16 protein-coding genes are annotated in these 19,035 nt (G+C 75.1%); 6 read left to right on the forward strand and 10 right to left on the reverse strand.

The window, feature by feature from the left end; all coding sequences use genetic code 11:
* Window positions 1-124: 124 nt before the first annotated feature.
* Window positions 125-1,723, forward strand: a complete 1,599-nt coding sequence (locus ACZ7MF_RS23810; protein ID WP_471479551.1) for a vWA domain-containing protein — start codon at window positions 125-127, stop codon at window positions 1,721-1,723.
* 130 nt (window positions 1,724-1,853) lie between these two features.
* Window positions 1,854-3,782 carry an AMP-dependent synthetase/ligase gene (locus ACZ7MF_RS23815; RefSeq protein ID WP_471479553.1) on the forward strand — a complete coding sequence of 643 codons (1,929 nt, stop codon included), beginning with the start codon at window positions 1,854-1,856 and terminating at the stop codon, window positions 3,780-3,782.
* A 73-nt stretch (window positions 3,783-3,855) separates the two neighbouring features.
* Here the strand turns inward: ACZ7MF_RS23815 and rdlB are convergent, their stop codons facing one another.
* Window positions 3,856-4,248 (reverse strand): rodlin RdlB, encoded by a 393-nt coding sequence (rdlB, locus tag ACZ7MF_RS23820; protein ID WP_164271876.1) that lies wholly within the window; start codon window positions 4,246-4,248, stop codon window positions 3,856-3,858.
* Between the two features lie 261 nt (window positions 4,249-4,509).
* On the opposite strand from rdlB, the gene rdlA reads away from it, so the two are divergent.
* The 3 genes from rdlA (at window position 4,510) to chpA (ending at window position 6,365) form a co-directional block, all read left to right on the forward strand.
* Window positions 4,510-4,905 carry a rodlin RdlA gene (gene rdlA, locus ACZ7MF_RS23825; protein ID WP_352370135.1) on the forward strand — a complete coding sequence of 132 codons (396 nt, stop codon included), beginning with the start codon at window positions 4,510-4,512 and terminating at the stop codon, window positions 4,903-4,905.
* Window positions 4,906-5,192: 287 nt separating this feature from the next.
* Complete coding sequence (gene chpD / locus ACZ7MF_RS23830; protein ID WP_064727947.1) at window positions 5,193-5,420, forward strand: chaplin ChpD; 228 nt, start codon at window positions 5,193-5,195, stop codon at window positions 5,418-5,420.
* A gap of 153 nt (window positions 5,421-5,573) precedes the next feature.
* Window positions 5,574-6,365, forward strand: coding sequence for an LAXTG-anchored chaplin ChpA (gene chpA, locus ACZ7MF_RS23835; RefSeq protein ID WP_471479556.1), 792 nt, complete (start codon window positions 5,574-5,576; stop codon window positions 6,363-6,365).
* Window positions 6,366-6,452: 87 nt separating this feature from the next.
* Here the strand turns inward: chpA and ACZ7MF_RS23840 are convergent, their stop codons facing one another.
* Window positions 6,453-7,751 carry a carboxylate--amine ligase gene (locus ACZ7MF_RS23840; RefSeq protein ID WP_471479558.1) on the reverse strand — a complete coding sequence of 433 codons (1,299 nt, stop codon included), beginning with the start codon at window positions 7,749-7,751 and terminating at the stop codon, window positions 6,453-6,455.
* Window positions 7,752-7,894: 143 nt separating this feature from the next.
* On the opposite strand from ACZ7MF_RS23840, the gene ACZ7MF_RS23845 reads away from it, so the two are divergent.
* The gene (locus ACZ7MF_RS23845) at window positions 7,895-9,157 is read left to right on the forward strand and encodes a glycoside hydrolase family 26 protein (RefSeq protein ID WP_471479560.1); all 1,263 of its coding nucleotides are present in this window, start codon (window positions 7,895-7,897) and stop codon (window positions 9,155-9,157) included.
* Between the two features lie 37 nt (window positions 9,158-9,194).
* Here the strand turns inward: ACZ7MF_RS23845 and ACZ7MF_RS23850 are convergent, their stop codons facing one another.
* The 8 genes from ACZ7MF_RS23850 to ACZ7MF_RS23885 form a co-directional block, all read right to left on the reverse strand.
* Complete coding sequence (locus ACZ7MF_RS23850) at window positions 9,195-10,343, reverse strand: GNAT family N-acetyltransferase (protein ID WP_471479562.1); 1,149 nt, start codon at window positions 10,341-10,343, stop codon at window positions 9,195-9,197.
* The gene (locus ACZ7MF_RS23855; RefSeq protein WP_471479564.1) at window positions 10,340-11,059 is read right to left on the reverse strand and encodes a YveK family protein; all 720 of its coding nucleotides are present in this window, start codon (window positions 11,057-11,059) and stop codon (window positions 10,340-10,342) included. Before ACZ7MF_RS23855 ends, ACZ7MF_RS23850 begins: the two co-directional genes overlap by 4 nt.
* On the reverse strand, window positions 11,056-12,240 hold the full coding sequence (locus ACZ7MF_RS23860) for a glycosyltransferase (RefSeq protein ID WP_471480102.1): 1,185 nt from the start codon (window positions 12,238-12,240) through the stop codon (window positions 11,056-11,058). Before ACZ7MF_RS23860 ends, ACZ7MF_RS23855 begins: the two co-directional genes overlap by 4 nt.
* A 10-nt stretch (window positions 12,241-12,250) precedes the next feature.
* Window positions 12,251-12,940 carry a polysaccharide deacetylase family protein gene (locus ACZ7MF_RS23865; protein WP_471479566.1) on the reverse strand — a complete coding sequence of 230 codons (690 nt, stop codon included), beginning with the start codon at window positions 12,938-12,940 and terminating at the stop codon, window positions 12,251-12,253.
* A 31-nt stretch (window positions 12,941-12,971) separates the two neighbouring features.
* Entirely contained in the window at window positions 12,972-14,762 is a 1,791-nt protein-coding gene (gene murJ, locus ACZ7MF_RS23870) for a murein biosynthesis integral membrane protein MurJ (protein ID WP_471479568.1), read from the reverse strand.
* An 83-nt stretch (window positions 14,763-14,845) separates the two neighbouring features.
* Complete coding sequence (locus ACZ7MF_RS23875; protein ID WP_471479570.1) at window positions 14,846-16,162, reverse strand: O-antigen ligase family protein; 1,317 nt, start codon at window positions 16,160-16,162, stop codon at window positions 14,846-14,848.
* A gap of 5 nt (window positions 16,163-16,167) precedes the next feature.
* Window positions 16,168-17,622, reverse strand: coding sequence for an exopolysaccharide biosynthesis polyprenyl glycosylphosphotransferase (locus ACZ7MF_RS23880; protein ID WP_471479572.1), 1,455 nt, complete (start codon window positions 17,620-17,622; stop codon window positions 16,168-16,170).
* Window positions 17,619-18,929, reverse strand: coding sequence for a glycosyltransferase family 4 protein (locus ACZ7MF_RS23885; protein WP_471479574.1), 1,311 nt, complete (start codon window positions 18,927-18,929; stop codon window positions 17,619-17,621). Before ACZ7MF_RS23885 ends, ACZ7MF_RS23880 begins: the two co-directional genes overlap by 4 nt.
* Between the last annotated feature and the right edge of the window lie 106 nt (window positions 18,930-19,035).

Consider the following 19,035-nt stretch of genomic DNA (forward strand, 5'->3'; position numbering starts at 1 on the left):
TCTCGGCGGGCCGCCCCCGTGCCCGCTTCGAGACACAGCCGTAACACCCCGTGCCGCACGTTTCGCGCCGCCGCCCCGTCACAGTCACGTACACCGGCGCCGAACAAGCACAGGGGGACGGACGATGAACCGGTACGGGACCGATGGGAAGCGGGGGCGGCGCGGCACGACCGCACTGCTCGCGCTCACCCTGGCGGGCGGGCTGCTGCTCACCGGCTGCGGCGGGACGGACGACGGGTCGAACGGGGCGAAGGACACCGCGGCCGACTCGCGGGGCGGCTCGGCCCCGATGCCCGCACCCGACCGCCCGCGCGGCGAGGGCGAGCAGCGCTACGACGGCGGCACGAGCACCCCCGAGGGAGACGAGGGCGAGAAGAACGGCGACTCCCGCGAGATCGCGCCCGACCCCGACTACCTGTCCACCTTCGCCCTCGACGTCGACACCGCCTCCTACGGCTACGCCCGCCGCACCCTGTCCGAGGGCCGGCTGCCCGACCCGGCCACGGTCCGCCCCGAGGAGTTCGTCAACAGCTTCCGCCAGGACTACGACCGGCCCGACGGCGACGGCTTCTCGGTGACCGTGGACGGCGCCCGCACCGACGACGAGGACTGGTCGCTGGTCCGCGTCGGCCTCGCCACCCGCACCGCCGAGCGGCAGAGCGAACGCCCGCCGGCCGCCCTGACCTTCGTCATCGACATCTCCGGCTCCATGGGCGAACCCGGCCGCCTCGACCTCGCCCAGGAGGCCCTCGGCACCATGACCGACCGGCTCCGCGACGACGACTCGGTGGCCATCGTCACCTTCAGCGACGAGGCCGAGACGGTCCTGCCCATGACCCGGCTCGGCGACCACCGCGGCCGCGTGCACGACGCGATCGACGGCCTGGAGCCGACCGACTCCACCAACCTCGGCGCGGGCATGGAGACCGGCTACGAGACCGCCGTCGAGGGCCGCCGCGAGGGCGTCACCAACCGTGTCGTCCTCGTCTCCGACGCCCTCGCCAACACCGGCGACACCGACGCGGACACCATCCTCGAACGCATCGCCACCGAGCGCCGCGAGCACGGCATCACCCTCTTCGGCGTCGGTGTCGGCAGCGACTACGGCGACGCCCTGATGGAACGCCTCGCCGACAAGGGCGACGGCCACACCACCTACGTCTCCACCAGCGAGGACGCCCGCGAGGTCTTCTGCGAGCAGCTCCCGCGCCACATCGAGCTGACCGCGCGCGACGCCAAGGCCCAGGTGGCCTTCGACCCGGAGACCGTCGCCGAGTTCCGCCTCGTCGGCTACGACAACCGCCAGGTCGCCGACGAGGACTTCCGCGACGACCGCGTCGACGGCGGCGAGGTCGGCCCCGGCCACACGGTCACCGCCCTGTACGCCGTCCGCACCAGGCCGGGCGCCGACGGCCACCTCGCCACGGCCACCGTCCGCTGGCTCGACCCCGACAGCCGCACCCCGCACGAGGAGTCCGGCGACGTGGAGAGCGACGCCCTCGACGACTCCGTCTGGGAGTCGGGCCGCGGGCTGCGGGTCACGGCGACCGCGGCCTACTTCGCCGACGCGCTCCGGTCCCCGGGCGGCGACGGCGGCTCCCTGCCGGGCGCACCGGGCCTGTCCGAACTCTCCGAGCGGGCCGACGGCCTGGCGGACCGCACGGAGAACGCGGACCTGCGCGAACTGGCCGAGGCGATCGAGGACGCCAACCGGCTGGCCTGACCCGCGGGGTGGGTGCGCCCATTGACGTTTCCTTACGCGTGAGTAAGTTTACTCCGAAGTAAGTTCGCAGGCGAGTTCGCAGCCGAGTACACGCGACAGCGCAGCAGTCCGACCGCGACCGGGAGCCGTCATGGGCGTACGCAGGGACCTGAAACGGGCGAGAGAGAGCGGCGACCTGGCGTCCCGCACCAGGACCGAGACCGTCAGGGACGCGGACGGCACCGTCCGCGAGGCCCGCACCGCAGCCCTGGCGTCCCGCCCCGCCACGGGCAGCACCGCCGACATCCCGTTCACCAACGCCGCCGAGGCCCCCGGCGCCGTCGTCCTGCGCCGCGAGGTGGACGGCGCCTGGCGGCCCGTCACCGCCGAGGGGTTCGCCCGCGAGGTCACCGAAGTGGCCAAGGGCCTGATCGCCGCCGGTCTGGAACCCGGCGGCCGGGTCGCCGTCATGTCCCGCACCCGCTACGAGTGGACGGTCCTGGACTTCGCGATCTGGGCGGCCGGCGGCCAGACCGTCCCGGTGTACCCCACCTCCTCGGCCGACCAGGTCGAGTGGATCGTCCGCGACTCGGGCGCCCGGTACGCCGTCACCGAGACCGCCGCCAACACCGCCACCGTCCGGGCCGGCACCGCCGACCACCCCGAGGGCCCGCGCGTCTGGGAACTGGACGCCGGCGCGCTCGCCGACCTCACCGCCCTCGGCCGGGGCGTGAGCGACGAAGAGGTCACCAAGCGCCGCACCGCGCTGACCCCGGACACGGTCGCCACCGTCTGCTACACCTCCGGCACCACCGGCCGCCCCAAGGGCTGCGTCCTCACCCACGCCAACCTGCACGCCGAGGCCGCCAACACGGTCGAGCTGCTGCACCCGATCTTCAAGGAGGTCACCGGCCAGACCGCATCGACCCTCCTCTTCCTGCCGCTGGCCCACATCCTGGGCCGCACCATCCAGATCTCCTGCCTGCTGGCCCGCATCGAGGTCGGCCACTTCCCGAGCATCAAACCGGACGAACTGCGCCCCGCGCTCAAGTCGTTCCGCCCGACCTTCCTGGTCGGCGTCCCGTACCTGTTCGAGAAGATCCACGACACCGGCCGGGCCACCGCCGAGAAGATCGGCCGCGGCGCCTCCTTCGAACGCGCCCACCGCCTCGCCGTCCGCTTCGGCGCCGCCCACCTCGACCGCTTCCTCCGCCGCGGCAAGGGCCCCACCCCCGGCCTGTGGGCCGGCTGGGCCCTGTACGACCTGCTGGTCTACCGCCGGGTCCGAAAGGAACTGGGCGGCCGGATGCGCTACGCCATCAGCGGCGGCTCCCCGCTGGAGCGCGAACTCAACCTGTTCTTCTACGCCGCCGGAATCATGATCTACGAGGGCTACGGCCTGACCGAGACCACCGCGGCCGCCACCATCGTCCCGCCGCTCGGCCCCCGCCCCGGCACCGTCGGCCCGCCGGTCCCCGGCACCGCCGTGCGCATCGCCGACGACGGCGAGGTGCTCGTCAAGGGCGGCATCGTCTTCGGCGCCTACCGGGGCAACCCCGAGGCCACCGACGCGGCCCTCACCGACGGCTGGTTCGCCACCGGCGACCTCGGCTCCCTCGACGCGGACGGCTACCTCACCATCACCGGACGCAAGAAGGACCTCCTGGTCACCTCCGGCGGCAAGAACGTCTCCCCGGCCGTCCTGGAGGACCGCCTTCGCAGCCGCCCGCCGGTCGCCCAGTGCCTGGTCGTCGGCGACAACCGGCCCTTCGTCGCCGCCCTGATCACCCTCGACCCGGACGCCGTCGCCCACTGGCTGGCGGTGCGCGGGCTTCCCGCGCAGACGCCGATGTCCGAGGTCGTACGGGACGACAGGATGCGCGCGGACGTCCAGAAGGCCGTGGACCACGCCAACGCGGCCGTCTCCCGGGCCGAGTCGATCCGCGCCTTCCGGCTGGTCGAGGGCGAGTTCACCGAGGAGAACGGCCTGCTGACCCCGTCCCTGAAGGTGAAGCGGCACGCGGCCGTCGCGGCGTACGCGGACGAGATCGAAGCGCTGTACGCGACGCCGGGCCGCTGATCCGCGACCCGGCGCCCCGGGCATGCGAAAGGGCGGGCCGCCGATGTGCTCGGCGGCCCGCCCTCGGGCGATGTCAGCCCTCGCCGTTGGAGGACAGGATCGAGACGTCCTCCAGGAGGTGGGCCAGCGCACCGTCGCGCTTGGCCTGCGTCGAGTTCTCGGCGCACTGCTGGTTCATGTCGTCGCCCAGGACGTTGAGGTCCTGGATCGGCACCAGACCGATGACGCTGACCGGGATGTCGCTGACCGCGATGCACGGCTTGTTGAACGAGCCCTGGATGAGCGCCATCTGCGGGCTCATGTTGCCCGTGGTCATCGAGTTGCCGAAGTACTGCGAGGCGCCGTTCCCGTTGGCAGAGACGGGCCCGCTGTCGTCGCCGATCGCCATCGCCTGCGGGGCCGCGGCAGCGGAGGCACCCATGACGGAGGCGGCGATCGCCGCGTAGGCAACTACCTTCTTGATCACTGGCCAGTCCTTTCTGAGGAAACCCCGTCCACCGGAGCTCACTGGTCAACTCCGTGGGTCCGGTCGGGTTTCTCCCGTTCACTCCGTCGGCGGACAACGGGAAATGTGTACGGGTCCGCGTTTCCCCGGGGATTCCGGGGATTTTTGCGGCGTTTTTGAGATCCCGTGCGGGCCAACCGGGTGAACGCCCGCAACCAATCATCGCGCACCGGGTTGATGAGGCCGTAGGACAGTGCGTCGCTACGACGAAAGGAACGCGAAGTGCTCAAGAAGGCAATGGTCGCCGCGGCGGCTGCCGCTTCTGTGATCGGCATGTCGGCTGCCGCCGCTCCCCAGGCCCTGGCCATCGGGGACGACAACGGGCCGGCCGTGGCCAACGGCAACGGCGCCACCTCGGCGTTCGGCAACTCGGCCACCAAGGGCGACATGAGCCCCCAGCTGTCGCTGGTCGAGGGCACGCTGAACAAGCCGTGCCTCGGTGTCGAGGACGTCAACGTCGCCGTCATCAACCTCGTCCCGATCCAGGACATCAACGTCCTGGCGGACGACCTGAACCAGCAGTGCGCGGACAACTCCACGCAGGCCAAGCGTGACGGCGCCCTGTCGCACGTCCTCGAGGACCTGTCGGTGCTGTCGGCGAACGGCGAGGGCCGCTGAGCCCAGCCCAGCCCGGTACGGGCGGCCCGCTGACTTCCGCGTGGGCCGCCCGGCCGTGAACGGGACGGGATTTCGCCGGGGAGCGGAACGACGTCGTCGCTCTCCTGGGGGAACGGCCGGACCGGATCGTGAGGCATCCGAGTGAATTTCGGGGTGTCCCACGTTCGGTAGTTTCTCCGGCCGTCAATTCCTCGTTTGCAGGCTGCAGGTCATGGTGCGAGCCGTCAATGCTGTGCTCGCGCGGTTTCGGCCGTCATTCAGGCATGACCGCAGAGAAGGGAAAGTTCATGAAGAAGAGCGCTGCTGTCGTCGCGGGCGCGATCATGGCCCTCGGCATGGCCGCCCCGGCCTTCGCCGACGCCGGCGCCGAGGGTGCCGCCGTAGGCTCCCCGGGCGTCCTGTCCGGCAACGTCATCCAGGTTCCCGTGCACGTTCCCGTCAACGTGTGCGGCAACAGCATCAACGTCGTTGGTCTGCTGAACCCGGCGTTCGGCAACGAGTGCGAGAACGACTGACGTCGTTCCGCACCGACCGGCTGCGTCACGGCCGGCCTTGGCCAACTCGTTTGGTTCGGGGCCGGCTTTTCCCCTTTCTGCAGCCCGTCCCCCCCCGGAGCGTTCTCCGGTCATCTCTCATCTCTCATCTCTCCAAGCAGGAAGACAACCAGAGTGCGACAGACCCTGAGCAGGGGGATGGTCGCGGCTGCCGCCGCGACGGGCATCCTTTCCCTGTGCGGCAGCCCCGCCCTTGCCGACTCGCATGCGGACGGGGCCGCCACGAACTCGCCGGGCGCCGTGTCCGGCAACGCCCTCCAGGTCCCGGTAGACGTGCCCGTGAACGCCTGCGGCAACACCGTCGACGTGATCGCCGCCCTGAACCCGGCCTTCGGCAACGAGTGCGAGAACACCTCGGACGAGAAGACCGACGGCAGCGGCGGCGGGTACGGCGAGGAAGCGTCGGACGCCTCGTCCTCGTCCTCGTCCTCGACTTCGGCCTCGTCGTCCGGTTCCCACGCGGACGGCGCGACCGAGGGCTCACCCGGCGTCGGTTCCGGCAACAACGCACAGGTTCCGGTCGACGTGCCGGTCAACCTCTGCGGCAACACCGTCGACGTGATCGCGGCGCTGAACCCGGTCTTCGGCAACGAGTGCGAGAACGAGGCGGAGGAGCCCCCCGGCTACGGCGAGGAGGAGCCGCCGCCCCCCACGACGCCGCCCGGCTACGGCGAGGAGGAGCCCCCGCCGCCCACCCACGAGGAGCCGCCGCCGTCCTACGGCGAGGAGGAGCCCCCGCCGCCGTCCGAGGAGGAGCACACCCCGCCGGCTCCCCAGACGGAGCAGCCGCCCGTCCTGGCCGAGACCGGCAGTGAGGGCACGCTGGGCGCCGCGGCCGCCGGTGCCGTGCTGATCGCGGGCGGAGCGATCCTGTACCGCAGGGGCCGCGCCCTCACCGGCCGCTGACCTCACCCGCCACCCCGACGCCCCCGGCCGGCCCGCACGGGCCACCGGGGGCGTCGTCGTCCCCTCCGCCCCGGGTGCGCGGGCGGCTCAGCGGCTGGGCGCCCGGTCCTCGTCCGGGCGGTCGGCGTGGTCCGCCGGTGGGGCGGAGGCCTGGCGTACGACGCGGGCGCCGGCCGGCGCGGAGGTGCCCGGCCGGGTGCCGCCCCGGTGCAGGCGGTCCCGCAGCCGGGCGCTCACGTGGCGGCCCCACAGGGCCCACAGCGCCCGGCCCGGCGCCCGGTCGTCCCGGGCGTGCCAGGCCAGCTCGCGCCCCCCGTGAGCCTCGTGGGCCGGACGCAGCGCGCTCAGTGGCGCGTAGTTCTCCACCACGAACGCCCGCCCCGGCCGCGGCGCCCCCTGCGGCAGCGGCCGGTGGGTCAGGTCCAGGTGCAGGGCCCGTACGACGTCCAGTCCGGCGGTGTCGGCGAAGAGCCGGAACTGGGCGCCGGGACGCGGATTGAAATCGAGCAGGTGGTAGCGGCCCGTCGTGCCGCAGCGACGGAAGTCGAGGTCGAAGACGCCCCGGTAGCCCAGCTCCGCGGTGACCCGCTCGGCGAGCGCCTGCACCTGCGGGTTCGGCGTCCAGCGGCCCACCGCCGTCAGACCGGCGCCGCGCGGCCTGGCCCGCGTCTTGCGGCCGGGACCGCCCGCCCGGACCGCGCCGAAGCGGTCGGCGTACCCGTGGAAGAACCAGTCCCGGTCGGGGCCCGGCGGCAGGAACGCCTGGAGCAGCAGCCTGCTGCCCGCCTCCTCGGCCCGCAGGTACAGCTCCCCGGCCTCCCGCGCCGAGCGCACCAGCACCGTGCTGCGCAGCCCGCCGCCCGGGGGCACCAGCCAGGGGCGGCTCCACTTCGCCACCACCGGCAGGCCCAGCCGCCACGCCGCACGCGCCGCCTCCGCCGCGCCGTCCGGGACCAGCGTCTCGGGGTGCGGGACGTCCAGCGACGCGCACACACCGGCCAGTTCGGCCTTGTCGGCCACGCGGGCGGGCAGCTCGCCCGGCTGGTCGGGCAGCAGATACAGGTGGGCCAGCTCCGCCCGCGCCCGGCCCACCGCCACGGCACACGCGTCGTCCATCGGAATCAGCACGGCGGGCCGCGCGATCCGCGCGGCGACGCGGCGCAGCGCCGCCGCGATCTCGGCGGGCGGCGCGCCGGGCGGCGGCGGGGTGTGCAGCCCGCTCAGGTAACGGGAGGCGCGGACGGGGCTCTGCGCGCAGTCGGCGACCACGTGCACGTCCACCCCCGCACGGCCGAGCGAGCGCACGGCGCCCAGCGTGCCGTGGTGAAAGGGATTCCGGTCGATCCGCAGCAGAACGGCGGGGACACGGGTGTCGAACAGCGACACGGGAGACTTCCTTCGTCTTCGGATCGGTTCACCGGTGCGGGCGATCGGCGCACTCGAAAGCCGTAACGGCGGTGGCGTGATGACGACTCATATGACTGGGTGTCAGTAAGTAAGCGGAATTCACGGCGAGGAAAGGAGCCGGTATGCCCGTACGGCAGTCACGGAACCGGTCCAGGCGGCCGGCAGGCGTCGCGGCGGCGGTCGCGGCGGCGGCGCTGGTGGCCGCGGCGGGCTCCACGGCCGCCGCCGAACCGACCCCGCCGGCACCCGCGCCCGCGGCCCCGGCGCCCGGAGCCCCGGCGGCCGGGGCCGCGGCGAAGACACCCGCCTTCGGCGCCTACCTCGACTACGGGCCCCGCGGCGTGGCCCGGATGGCCGCGCTGAGCCACTGGCTGGGCGGCGCCGAACTGCGCGTCGGCCACACCTACCTGCCCGGCGACCGCTGGAGCAACATCGAGGGCGCCCCCGGCTTCCTCGACGTGTGGGCCGACTGGCGCACCCGCAAGGCCGACCGGATGCTCGTCCTCAATGTGCCCATGATGGAGCGCAACGAGGAGCACGTCGACGACGACGAGGTGCGCGACCTGCTGCGCCAGGGCGCCGCCGGACGCTTCGACCACCACTTCCGCGCCCTCGCCGAACGCCTGGTCGCCCTCAAGGTGCCGGACACGGTCCTGGTGCTCGGCTGGGAGATGAACGGCACCACCTACACCCACCGCTGCGGACCGGACCCCGAGGCGTGGAAGACGTACTGGAACCGGATCGTCACCACCATGCGCGCGGTGCCCGGGCAGAAGTTCCGGTTCGACTTCGCGCCGAGCCGCGGCCGGGACGCGGTGCCCTGGACCCAGTGCTATCCCGGCGACGCCACCGTGGACATCATCGGCATGGACTCCTACGACCAGCCGCGCGGGATGTCGTTCGACGAACAGGTGAAGGAGCCGTACGGGCTCCAGGCGCACGTGGACTTCGCGAAGGCGCACGGCAAGCCAGTCTCCTACCCGGAATGGGGACTGTTCCGCAACGGCGACAACGCCGCCTACATGCGGCGCATGCTCGCCTGGATGGACGAGCACAAACCCGTGTACAACACGGTCACCGACTACTGCCCGCACGGCGTGTGGCAGTGCGACGACAATCCCCGCTCCACGGCCGTCTACCGGTCCGTGCTCTTCGGCCGCACCGACGAGCCCGCACCGACGGCCCCGACACCCACGGAGCCCACCACCCCCACCCCGCCCACGACTCCCACCGCGCCGCCCGTGCCCCCGGTGCCGTCCACCGTGCCCGAGCCCCCGGCCGGCTGCTCGCCGCTGGAGCTGGGCGACTGGGTCGAGTACTGGCTCGGCGGGAAGCTGTGCATGCGTTTGGACTGGTACGCGCGGGACAAACAGCGGGACGAGTAGCGGCGTGCGGAGGGTGCCGCGGTGGCGGCCGGCCCGGTCAGGTGCCGCCACCGTCACGGTCCCTCCGCTCCGCCCGCCGCCGCAGCAGCTCCTTGCCCCGCCGTCGGGCGGCGGCGTCGGCCAGCGCCGCCGCCAGCAGCGGGGCCGTGCGGCGGCGGGCCAGCAGCAGCCGCTGGTTCGGCACCGGCTCCGGGCGCCAGTGGTGCTTGTACGGCTCGTTGCCGCGCAGCAGGCTGAGCGTGCCGCGCCCCGGCGCGCGGGCGTACTCGGCGCACGTGTCCAGCAGCATCACCGCCACGTCCGCCTTCCGCTCCCGCAGCCGGGGATGCGCGCCGTACAGATAGCCCCCGGCCAGCCGGCGGGACAGCAGCGTCACGTCCACGGCCACCACCTCGTCGGCCATCCGGAACTCGGTGACCACCGCGTCCCCGGTCCGCACCATCGGCCCCACCGCCCGCACCAGGTGCTCGCGGAAGCGGGTCCGCAGGTGCTCGCCGGTGACCTTCCGCCCCCGCCACTGCAACCGGTGCAGGTCCAGGAGCCGGCGCAGCGCCGCCTCCGCCTCGTCGGGCAGGACGGGGCGGCCCTTGACACCGAGCGCGTCCAGGCGGCGCAGCTGGGCGCGGACCCGCTGCCTGGCCTTGGCCGACGGCAGCCGGGCGACCAGCTCGTCCATGGGGAGGGCGGGCAGCTCCAGGCAGAGCGAGTCCGCGAGCCGGTGCCGGGGCCCGTGCCAGTGTGCGTAGAGCCGTTCGGCGGCGGCGCCCGGCCGTACCTCGCGCAGGTCGACCAGCGCGGTACGGGCCGCCGCCGCGACGCCCACCGCGAGCGCGGTCACCGCGTCCGGGCCGCGCTCGTCGGCCAGCAGGACGTCCCCGTAGTCCGAGATCGCCCCGCCCAGCGGCACCAGCGCCGGAACCGGGCGCCGTACGAGCGTCAGCGGCGCCGCGCCGACCAGTTCACCGCCCTCGCGGGCCAGCACCAGGCGCAGCCGCCCGGCCGAACCGTACGCACGCCACCAGGAGAGCAGCCAGGCGTGGCTCTGGAACGGGGTCGCGGCCGCGCACCGGTCGTACAGCCGCCGCCACTGCGGGGCCAGCTCGGCGAAGGCGCCCTCGTCGGTGACCAGTTCGATGGTGTGGCCGGGCGGGAGCGTGCCCGGACACGGCCGCCTGCGGTGCGTCACAGCTGGCCGCGGACGTCGGCCGCCGACGCCGGTCCGGGTACCGGCGCCGCCGCGCGGCCGGGCTCCCGTGCGGCGCGGCGCGGCCGGACCAGCAGCGCCAGCCCGCCGAGGAGCCCGCCCGCGCCCGCGCCCACCAGGGCTGTCACGGCGGTGGACGCCGAGGACGGCTCGGTGGGCTCGGTGGCCCGGGCGAACTGCCGCAGCTCCACGTGGGTGTCGGCGGCGGAGTCCGCCGCGTGCCGGGTCAGGGCACGGGCGACGGCGTTGGCCATGTCGGCGGCCTCCTCCGGGTCGGCGGAGGTGGCCGTCACCGAGACCATCGGCGCGTCCGGCGAGGTCGCGGTGCGCACGCTCCGCTCCAGGGTCGCCACCGGCACGTCGGCCCACATCTGGGCGTCCCCGAGCACCGCGAGCTGCGTCGCGACCCGGCCGTAGGCCTGCGCGAAGCCCAGCGCGGACGCCGGGTCGGACTGGTCGGCGGGGACGGCGACGACGTAACCGGTCGCCGTGTACTGCGGGGTGGTGAGCAGGCCGTATCCGGCGCCGAGCAGCCCGCCGACGAGGACGCCGGCCGCGAGCGGGGACCACGGCGGCAGGGAGCGCAGGCGGCGCGGCACCCGGCGCAGGGCGGCCCGGACGCGGCGTGGGCGAGCGGGGGGTGCGGGCCCGTCGTCCGTCGCGGGTGCGGCCGGGGACTGGGTGAGGGGCTCGGTCATGCGGGGGTGACTCCCTGGGATGCCGGGGACGGTGACGCGGGCGGGGGCGGGGGCAGCGGTCGGGTGAGGGCGGTCGCGTACACGTCCATCAGCCGGGCGGCGCTGCGGGTGACGCAGTAGTGGCGGGCGGCCTCGGGCGCGGTGCGCATGCCGGGGACCGGGCCGTGGGACGCGCGGGTCTCGGCGAGGGCGCGCGCGAACTCCTCGGCGCCGCCGACGACCCGCCGTGCCGTGGGCGCCGCCCCGGGGTGCAGGTCCTCGATCGCCGGGCAGGAGGCGTACAGCACCGGCAGCCCCGACGCGAGCCCCTCCACGGCGGCCAGGCCGAAGGCCTCCTCCGGCGACGGTGACGCGAGGACGTCCATCGCGGCGGCGAGGGCCGGCAGGTCGGGGCCGGGGGAGCCGTCGGGCAGGTAGGGGCGTTCGCCGGTGAGCAGGACCCGGTCGGCGACCCCGGCCTCGCGGGCGGTGCGGCGCAGCAGGTGCTCCGCCGGGCCGCCGCCGACCAGCAGCAGCCAGCAGTCGGGCGGGAGCAGGGCCAGGGCCCGGACCAGGACGTCGAAGCGTTTGGCCGCCGCCAGCCGGCCGACGCCGCCGACGACGTACGCGCCCTCGGGCAGGCCGAGGCGGCGCCGGGTGCGCAGTCGCCGGACCGGGTCGAAGCGGAAGCGGGCCAGGTCGATGCCATTGGGCACCACCTCGATGCGGGGGGCGGGCACGCCCCAGCGGCGCAGCCGGCCGGCGACGGTGGGGGAGACGGCGACCGTGGCGCTGCCGAGGCGCTCCCCGGCCAGGTACAGGGCGCGGACGCCCGGGGTGAGCGGGCGGCCCTCCATCTGGGAGTCGCCCAGGGAGTGTTCGGTGGCGACCACCGCGCGCACCCCGGCCAGCCGGGCGGCGACACGGCCGTAGAGGCAGGCGCGGTAGAGGTGGGTGTGCACCAGGTCGTAGCCGCCGGTGCGGATCAGACGGGCCAGGCGCGGCAGCGCGGCCAGGTCGCGGTTGCCGGTCATGCCGAGGTGGACGACGTGCACGCCGTCGGCCAGCAGCCCGTCGGCGACCGGGCCGGGGTTGGTGAGCGTCACGACGTCGCAGTCGACGGGCAGATGACGCAGGAGCAGCCGCAGCTGCTGCTCGGCGCCGCCGACGCCGAGACCCGTGATGATGTGCAGGGCCTTCACGTCCGTCACCTCACACTCCCGCCGCGGCCCGGCGGCGCAGGCGGTGCAGCCGGGTCTTCAGCAACAGCCGTACGGGTGTGTCGTTCTGACCCACGTGCACCCGCGGCAGGGCGTACGGGCCGGTCAGCGGGCCGGGGTCGATGGCGCAGGCGTAGGTGTGACCGGCGGCGCGCACGGCGTCGGCGGCGCGGGCGTCGACCGTGCCGTACGGATAGCAGAAGCCGGTGACCGGAGCGCCGGTCAGCTCCCTGAGCAGTGCTCTGCTCCCGGCGGTCTCGGCGCTCAGCACGGCGTCGTCCGCCGTGGTGAGGTCGACGTGGGTGAGACCGTGCGAGCCGATCTCGACGCCCTCGGCGGCCGCCCGCCGGATGCCGTCGGCGGTCAGCAGCGGCTTGCGCGGGCCGAGCGGGTCCCAGGAGTTGACGCCGCCGAGCCGCCCCGGCAGCACGAAGAGGGTCGCCCCGCAGCCGTGGCGCCGCAGACACGGCAGGGCGTGCTCGACGAAGTCGGCGTACCCGTCGTCGAAGGTCAGCCCCACCAGGTCCCGGCCGCCGCCCCGGGCGCGGGCGGCCAGCAGCTCGCCGACCGGCACGCCGCGCAGCCCGCGCCGCCGCAGCCAGCCCAGCTGGGCGTCCAGCCGGTCGGGCGTGACCGTGATGCGGTACGGGTCGTCCGAGCAGTCACCGACGGAGTGGTACATGGCAATCCAGGGGACGGTGCCGGGGCGGGTGTCAACGGTCGTCGTGGTCGTGGTCGTGGTCGCGGAACCGGAAGCGGATACGGAAGCGGAAGCGGAAACGGCCATGAGGGAGCCTTCGGGTGACGGGGTGGAGGAAACGGACGGGCCGCGGGCCCCGGACGCCCAGGGCCAGGCAGAGGACGGCGAAGACACCGCCGACGGTGGCGGCGCCGACGGCCAGCGCGAGGGCGGCCCCCGAGACGGCGGCACCGGCGTCGGTGACCCGGTCCGCGGCCAGCGCGCCCGCGCCGGTCGCCACGGCCGCCGCCAGCAGGGGCCGGCCCAGGTCGCCCAGGACCCGCCGGAGCCGCACCGGCACGCTGCGCGGGCCCGTCCCGGCGAGCAGCAGGGCGGCGGTGACGGTGATGCCGGCGGCGTTGGCGGCGGCGATGCCGGTCACGCCCCACGGGCCGACGGCTGCGGCACCGGCGACGGCGGTGGCGGTGACGCCGACACCCATCGCGCCGAACGGGTACCAGGAGGCGCGGCCCGCGGAGAAGTAGGACCGGGCCAGCGCGCCCACCACGGTCTGGCCGAGCAGCCCGAGGGCGTACACACGCATGACACCCGCGGTCGCCGCCGTGTCCGACGCCGTGAACGCGCCGCGCTGGAAGAGCAGTTGGATGATCTGCGGCGCGCAGGCGACGACGGTGGCCGCGCCGAGGAGTACCAGAGCGGCCGCCAGTGCCACGTCCCGCTCGACCCGGTCCCGGGCCCGTTCCGTGTCGCCGTCGGCCAGCGCGCGGGCGACCACCGGGAAGGTGACCGTGCACAGCATCAGCGACAGCGTCATGGGGATCTGCGCGACCTTCTGCGCGTAGTTCAGGTGCGAGATGGCCCCGGAGGGGAGCCCGGAGGCGAGGAAGCGCTCGATGAGGACCTGGGACTGGCGGCACAGGGCGAACAGCAGGACGGTGGTGAACAGGGCGAGGGCGAGGGGACGCGCCTCGGCCCCGGTGCCCGGCGGGCGCTCGCCGCCGCTCCGGCGGCGCAGTTGGCCGAGCAGCGACGGCAGTTGCGCCACCACCATCAGGACACCGCCCACCGCGACCCCGACCGCCGCCGAGCGCACCCCCCAGCGCCCGCCGAGCACGAACATCGCCGTGATGATGCCGGTGTTGTAGGCGACGTAGATCGCCGCCGGCGCCAGGAACCGGCGGTGCGCCCGCAGCGCGGCGCTGCAGTACCCGGCGAGCCCGAAGCTGACGACGCAGGTGGCGGTGAGCCGCGTGCAGTCCACCGCGAGGGCGTGGTCGGGCAGCCCCGGTGCCAGGGTCCTGACCAGCACCGGCGCGGCCACGGCGACCAGGGCACCGGTGGCGGCGAAGGCCAGGGCCAGCCGGGGCAGTGTCGAGGCGACCAGCGCGCGGACCTGGTCGCCGGGGGCGCCCCGGGCACGGCGGGCCAGCGCCAGGCTGAACATCGGGACCAGGGCGAAGGCCAGCCCGTCCTCGATCAGCAGCGTCGCCGCGAACTCCGGCACCGTCCACGCCACCAGGAAGGCGTCCGTCTCACTGCCGGCCCCGAACAACCGGGCCAGCGCCTGGTCCCGGACCAGCCCGAGCACCGACCCGGCCACCGAGAGCACGGCCGTCACGAGGGCGGCGCGGGCGAGGAATCCCCCTGAGGACCGCCTCTCCTCGACGGCGGCGACGGCGGCGACGGCGGCGGTGTCCGGGGGCGGTGCGCCGATGGGCGGTGCGTGGTCCACGGTGCCTGCTGTGGCGGCTGCGGGGGCTGCGGTCCCAGTACCGGCTGTGCGCGCGGTGCTTGCGTCCGGCACGGATGTGCGGGCCGGTGGGACGGCGTCCTCGACCGCACCGCCCGTACCCTTCGCGCCGCCCGCCCCTCTCGCCCCGCGCGCCGTCACCGCCCCGCCACCTCCCGGGTCTGGGAGGCGAGCGCCCACCAGGCCGCCAGCCCGAAGCAGACCGCCGTCAGCACGGTCGAAGGCCCGCCGATGTCGGCGTACGCGAAGTCGGTCAGCTGCCACACCAGCAGCCCGCAGGCGACCAGCGCGCAGTCCGGTACCGCCCCGTGCTCCCGGCGTGCGGCGCGCAGCCCGCGCAGGCCCAGCACCAGCAGCGCCAGCCAGCTCCCGGCCAGCGCCAGCAGCCCGAACAGTCCCTGCTCGGCCAGCACCAGCAGGTACATGTTGTGCGGCGACAGCAGCGGCTGCCTGCGGTACCCGGCACCCGCGCCGTCGGTCTCGCTGCCCGACGACAGCGCCAGGGAGGCGTGCGCGTCACGGTGTTCGGGAAAGCCCTTCAGCCCGACGCCGGTCAGCGGCCGCTCCCGCCACATCCCGGCCGCCGCCGCCCACATCGTGTACCGGTCGGTCACCGACTGATCGGGGGCCTCCGTGACCTGCGTGATGGAGCCGACCCGCTCCTGGAGCATCGCCGTACCGACCCCGAAGCCCCCCACCAGCACCACCGCCGCCGCGACCACGCCCGCCCCCACAGCCAGCGCCCGGCGTACCCCCGCGAGCAGCAGCTGCACCCCGCACGTCACCGCCGTCGCGATCCACGCCCCGCGGCTGAACGACAGGGCCAGCGGCAGCAGCAGGACGAGCGCGCACCCGGCGGCGAGGAGACGGTGCCGCACCGGTGTCCGGCCGAGGGCCAGTCCGACCGCGCAGACCAGCCCCAGGGAGACCACCGTCGCCATCCCCATCACGTCCTGCGGCCCGAAGGTGCCCACTGCCCGGATCCGCTCGCCCTGGTAGGACGCGCCGGTCCCGGTCACGTACTGGTGCACGCCGACCGCCCCCTGCCACAGGGCCAGCCCCACCATCGACCAGGTGAGCAGCCGCACGTCGGCCCGGTCGCGGACGAGCAGCAGTACGGCGGCGGGGACGAGGACGAAGACCTGGAGGTACCGGCCGAGTCCGGTGAGCCCGGCCCCCGGGGAGAGGGCGCCGGCCGCCGCGACCGCGAGGCCGAGCACGGGCAGCCCGAGCACCACGGCCGCCGTACGGGACAGGGGGCGCCGCCGGTCCCGCACCAGCCGCAGCGCGCAGTACAGCACCGCCAGCGCGGAGACCGCGTCGGCCGGGTGCGCGCCGCCCCCGTCGTCCGGGGCGAGCGGCAGCGCGAGCAGCGCGACGACCGCGACCACGGCCAGTACGGGCGGCAGCCGCCGTACGCGCGCCGTCGGGGGGAGGGGCAGGGCGTGGGCCACCTGGGTCAGCTCCCCGTGGGGCGCACGAGCGCGGCGGCCGTGCGCAGCAGGATGCACACGTCCCGCCACAGCGACCAGTCGTCGATGTAGGCGTTGTCGAAGCGGGCCCGGTCCTCGATGGAGGTGTCGCCGCGCAGCCCGTTGATCTGGGCGAGACCCGTGATCCCGGCCGGCATCCGGTGGCGGGCCGCGTAGCCGGGGTGGCTCTGGCTGAACCGGGCGACGAAGTACGGGCGTTCGGGACGCGGGCCGACCAGGCTCATGTCGCCCCGGAAGACGTTCCACAGCTGGAGCAGCTCGTCCAGCGAGGTGCGTCGCAGGAAGCGGCAGAACCACGGCATCCGGCGTTCGTCCGCCACGCTCCACCGGGTCGCCGACTCGTGCTCGTCGGCCGGGCGGTGGGTGCGGAACTTCAGCAGCGTGAACGGCCTGCCGCCCTCCCCGACCCGCTCCTGCCGGAACAGCACCCCGGGACCGCCCACCACCCGCAGCACCGCCGCAAAGGCCAGCAGCAGGGGGCTCAGCAGCAGCAACAGCGCTCCCGACACCGCCACGTCGAGGATCCGCTTGCCCGCGCCGCCGGGGCGCCGTGCCGCCGGTCCCAGGCGCCGGCAGGGGAACCCGGCGATCCGGTCCCCGGCCGGGCGGGCGGGGGCGTCGGCGTGCTCGGGCGCCTCGGCGTCCAGCTCCCACACCGTGCAGCCCGACTCGGCCAGCGTCCGCAGCAGCGCCGCCTGCCGGGGCCGTGCGGAGGGGTTCACCGGGGAGCCGGCGACCAGGACGTCCCGTACGCCGTTCTGTACGACCGCCCGCCGCACCTCCTCGTCCGTGGACAGCACCGGCAGGCCCGCGGTGCCGCCCGGGCCGCCGGTGACGACCCCGACCGGGCGCAGCCCGCAGCCCGGGTGGCGCAGCAGCGCCGAGGCCACGCGCTGCGCGGTCGCGGCCGGACCGACGACCAGGGCGGCGCGGGGGCGGTTCAGCAGCGCCGTACGGCGTCGGCGGTGCACCGCGCCCCGGCCGGCGCAGCCCGTCACCGCGTGCAGCAGGAAGCCGGCGCACAGGGTGCGCGCGGACAGGGCGTGCGACGGGGCGTACGCCGCGAGGAGCGCCGCGAGCAATAGCCACACCACCGCGATCCGGCCGCACACGGCGGGCAGGTCGTCCAGGGCGCCGGACGTCCGCCGGGCCCGGCGCGGGCGCAGCAGGAGCGAGGCGGCGACCAACAGGGCCGTGAGCAGGGGTTGGTGCGGGGTGCCGGTGAGGACCAGCGAGCCCGGCAGGGCCGCCGTGCCGTCCGCGACCAGCAGCGGCAGCGGGAAGTCCTGCCGTGGTGCGGGACGCCGGTCGGGCAGTCGCGGGCCCGCGGTGCCGTCGCGCGGCGGCAGCACCGAGACGGGGGAGGAGCCGAGGTCGCGCGACTGGCCGGCGGGGGAGGGAACGGTGCTTTCCGCGCTCACGGGTAGGTGGACTCCCTGCACTCGATGGGCACGACGGCCGGGCGCCGCACGGCCGCGGACCTGTCGCCGATGTCGCCGACGCGGTCGCCGGTGCCGTCGCCGGTGCGCGCCGCGGGCGTGGGCCGTAGGCCGTTCAGGAGGCCGCCGTTCAGGTAGCCGCCGTTCAGGAGGTCGCCGTACAGGGCCGCGACCGCCGCCGCCGTGTGCCGTACGTCGTGCGCGGACCGCACGTGCGCCCGCCCCCGGCGGCCGAGCGAGGCCCGCAGCGGCGCGTCGAGCAGCAGCGCGGCGGCGGCGTCGGCCAGCGCCGCGGGATCCTCGGGCGGCACCACACAGTGCGGTACGAGAGCGGGCGGCAGACCCTCGCGGGCACCGTCCACGTCGGTCACCACCACGGGCCGCCCCCAGGCCATCGCCTCCAGCGGGGCCAGCGCCATGCCCTCCCAGCGCGACGGCAGGACGACCAGGTCGGCGGCCCGGTACCAAGCGGCCGCATCGGCGACGGCCCCCGCGAACAGCACGGACGCCGGGGCCCGCGCGGTCAGCCGGGCGCGGTCCGGGCCGTCGCCCACGAGGACCAGCCGGGCGCCCGGCACCCGCGCGAGGACGGACTCCCAGGCGCTCAGCAGGACGTCCTGCCCCTTCTGCCGGCACAGCCGGCCCACGCAGACCACCAACGGCGCGTGCGGGCCGATGCCGTGGAGCCGCCGCACACCGGCCGCGTCGGCGGAGCCGTCGGAGGGAGCTTCGGCGGCGGCGTCGGCGAGGGGGCGGGCGAGGTCGATGCCGTTCGGGATCACCGTCCAGGGCCCGCGCATTCCGGCCCGCGTCCCCCGCAGCCGTTCCGCCTCGCTCACGCAGACCGTCCGTGCCGTCCAGCGCGCCGCCCACCGCTCCCAGCCGAGCGCGAGGAGCGCCGCGGCCCCGCCGACCGCCTCGAACGACCAGGCGTGCGGCTGGAACACGGTCGGGATCCGGCCCCGCACGGCGAGCCGTCCGGCCAGACCGGCCTTGGCGCTGTGCGCGTGCACCAGGTCGGGCCGTACGTCCTCGACCACGCGCACGAGCCGCCGTACCTCCGTCACCAGCGCCGGGCCGGGCGAGCGGGTCGACGGCCAGTGCCGCACATCGGCGCCCAGCGCACGCAGCCGGTCGGCGAGGCCCCCGGCGGGGCAGGCGACCGCGACGCGCAGTCCGGCGGCGAGCTGAGCCCGCGTCAGGTCCGCCACCACCCGGGCGACCCCGCCGTCCACCGGTTGGGTGAGGTGCAGAACCCGTGGCCGTAAGCCGGTCGGTGGCAGGTGCATGCGCGTTTCCTCGCCGTACGGGTGCGTCGAACGGGTGCATCGAACGGGTGCGTCGAATGGTGTGGGACTCTAGCTGCTATCCGTACTAATACGGCGAAATCGGGTA

The organism is Streptomyces sp. NPDC111628 (assembly GCF_055635195.1).

Excerpts from the sequence above, each read along its gene's own strand:
- ACZ7MF_RS23810 (WP_471479551.1), top strand. The coding sequence starts at position 125 with ATGAACCGGTACGGGACCGATGGGAAGCGGGGGCGGCGCGGCACGACC.
- ACZ7MF_RS23815 (WP_471479553.1), top strand. The coding sequence starts at position 1,854 with ATGGGCGTACGCAGGGACCTGAAACGGGCGAGAGAGAGCGGCGACCTG.
- chpD (WP_064727947.1), top strand. The coding sequence starts at position 5,193 with ATGAAGAAGAGCGCTGCTGTCGTCGCGGGCGCGATCATGGCCCTCGGC.
- ACZ7MF_RS23845 (WP_471479560.1), top strand. The coding sequence starts at position 7,895 with ATGCCCGTACGGCAGTCACGGAACCGGTCCAGGCGGCCGGCAGGCGTC.
- ACZ7MF_RS23855 (WP_471479564.1), bottom strand. The coding sequence starts at position 11,059 with ATGACCGAGCCCCTCACCCAGTCCCCGGCCGCACCCGCGACGGACGAC.
- ACZ7MF_RS23865 (WP_471479566.1), bottom strand. The coding sequence starts at position 12,940 with ATGTACCACTCCGTCGGTGACTGCTCGGACGACCCGTACCGCATCACG.
- ACZ7MF_RS23885 (WP_471479574.1), bottom strand. The coding sequence starts at position 18,929 with ATGCACCTGCCACCGACCGGCTTACGGCCACGGGTTCTGCACCTCACC.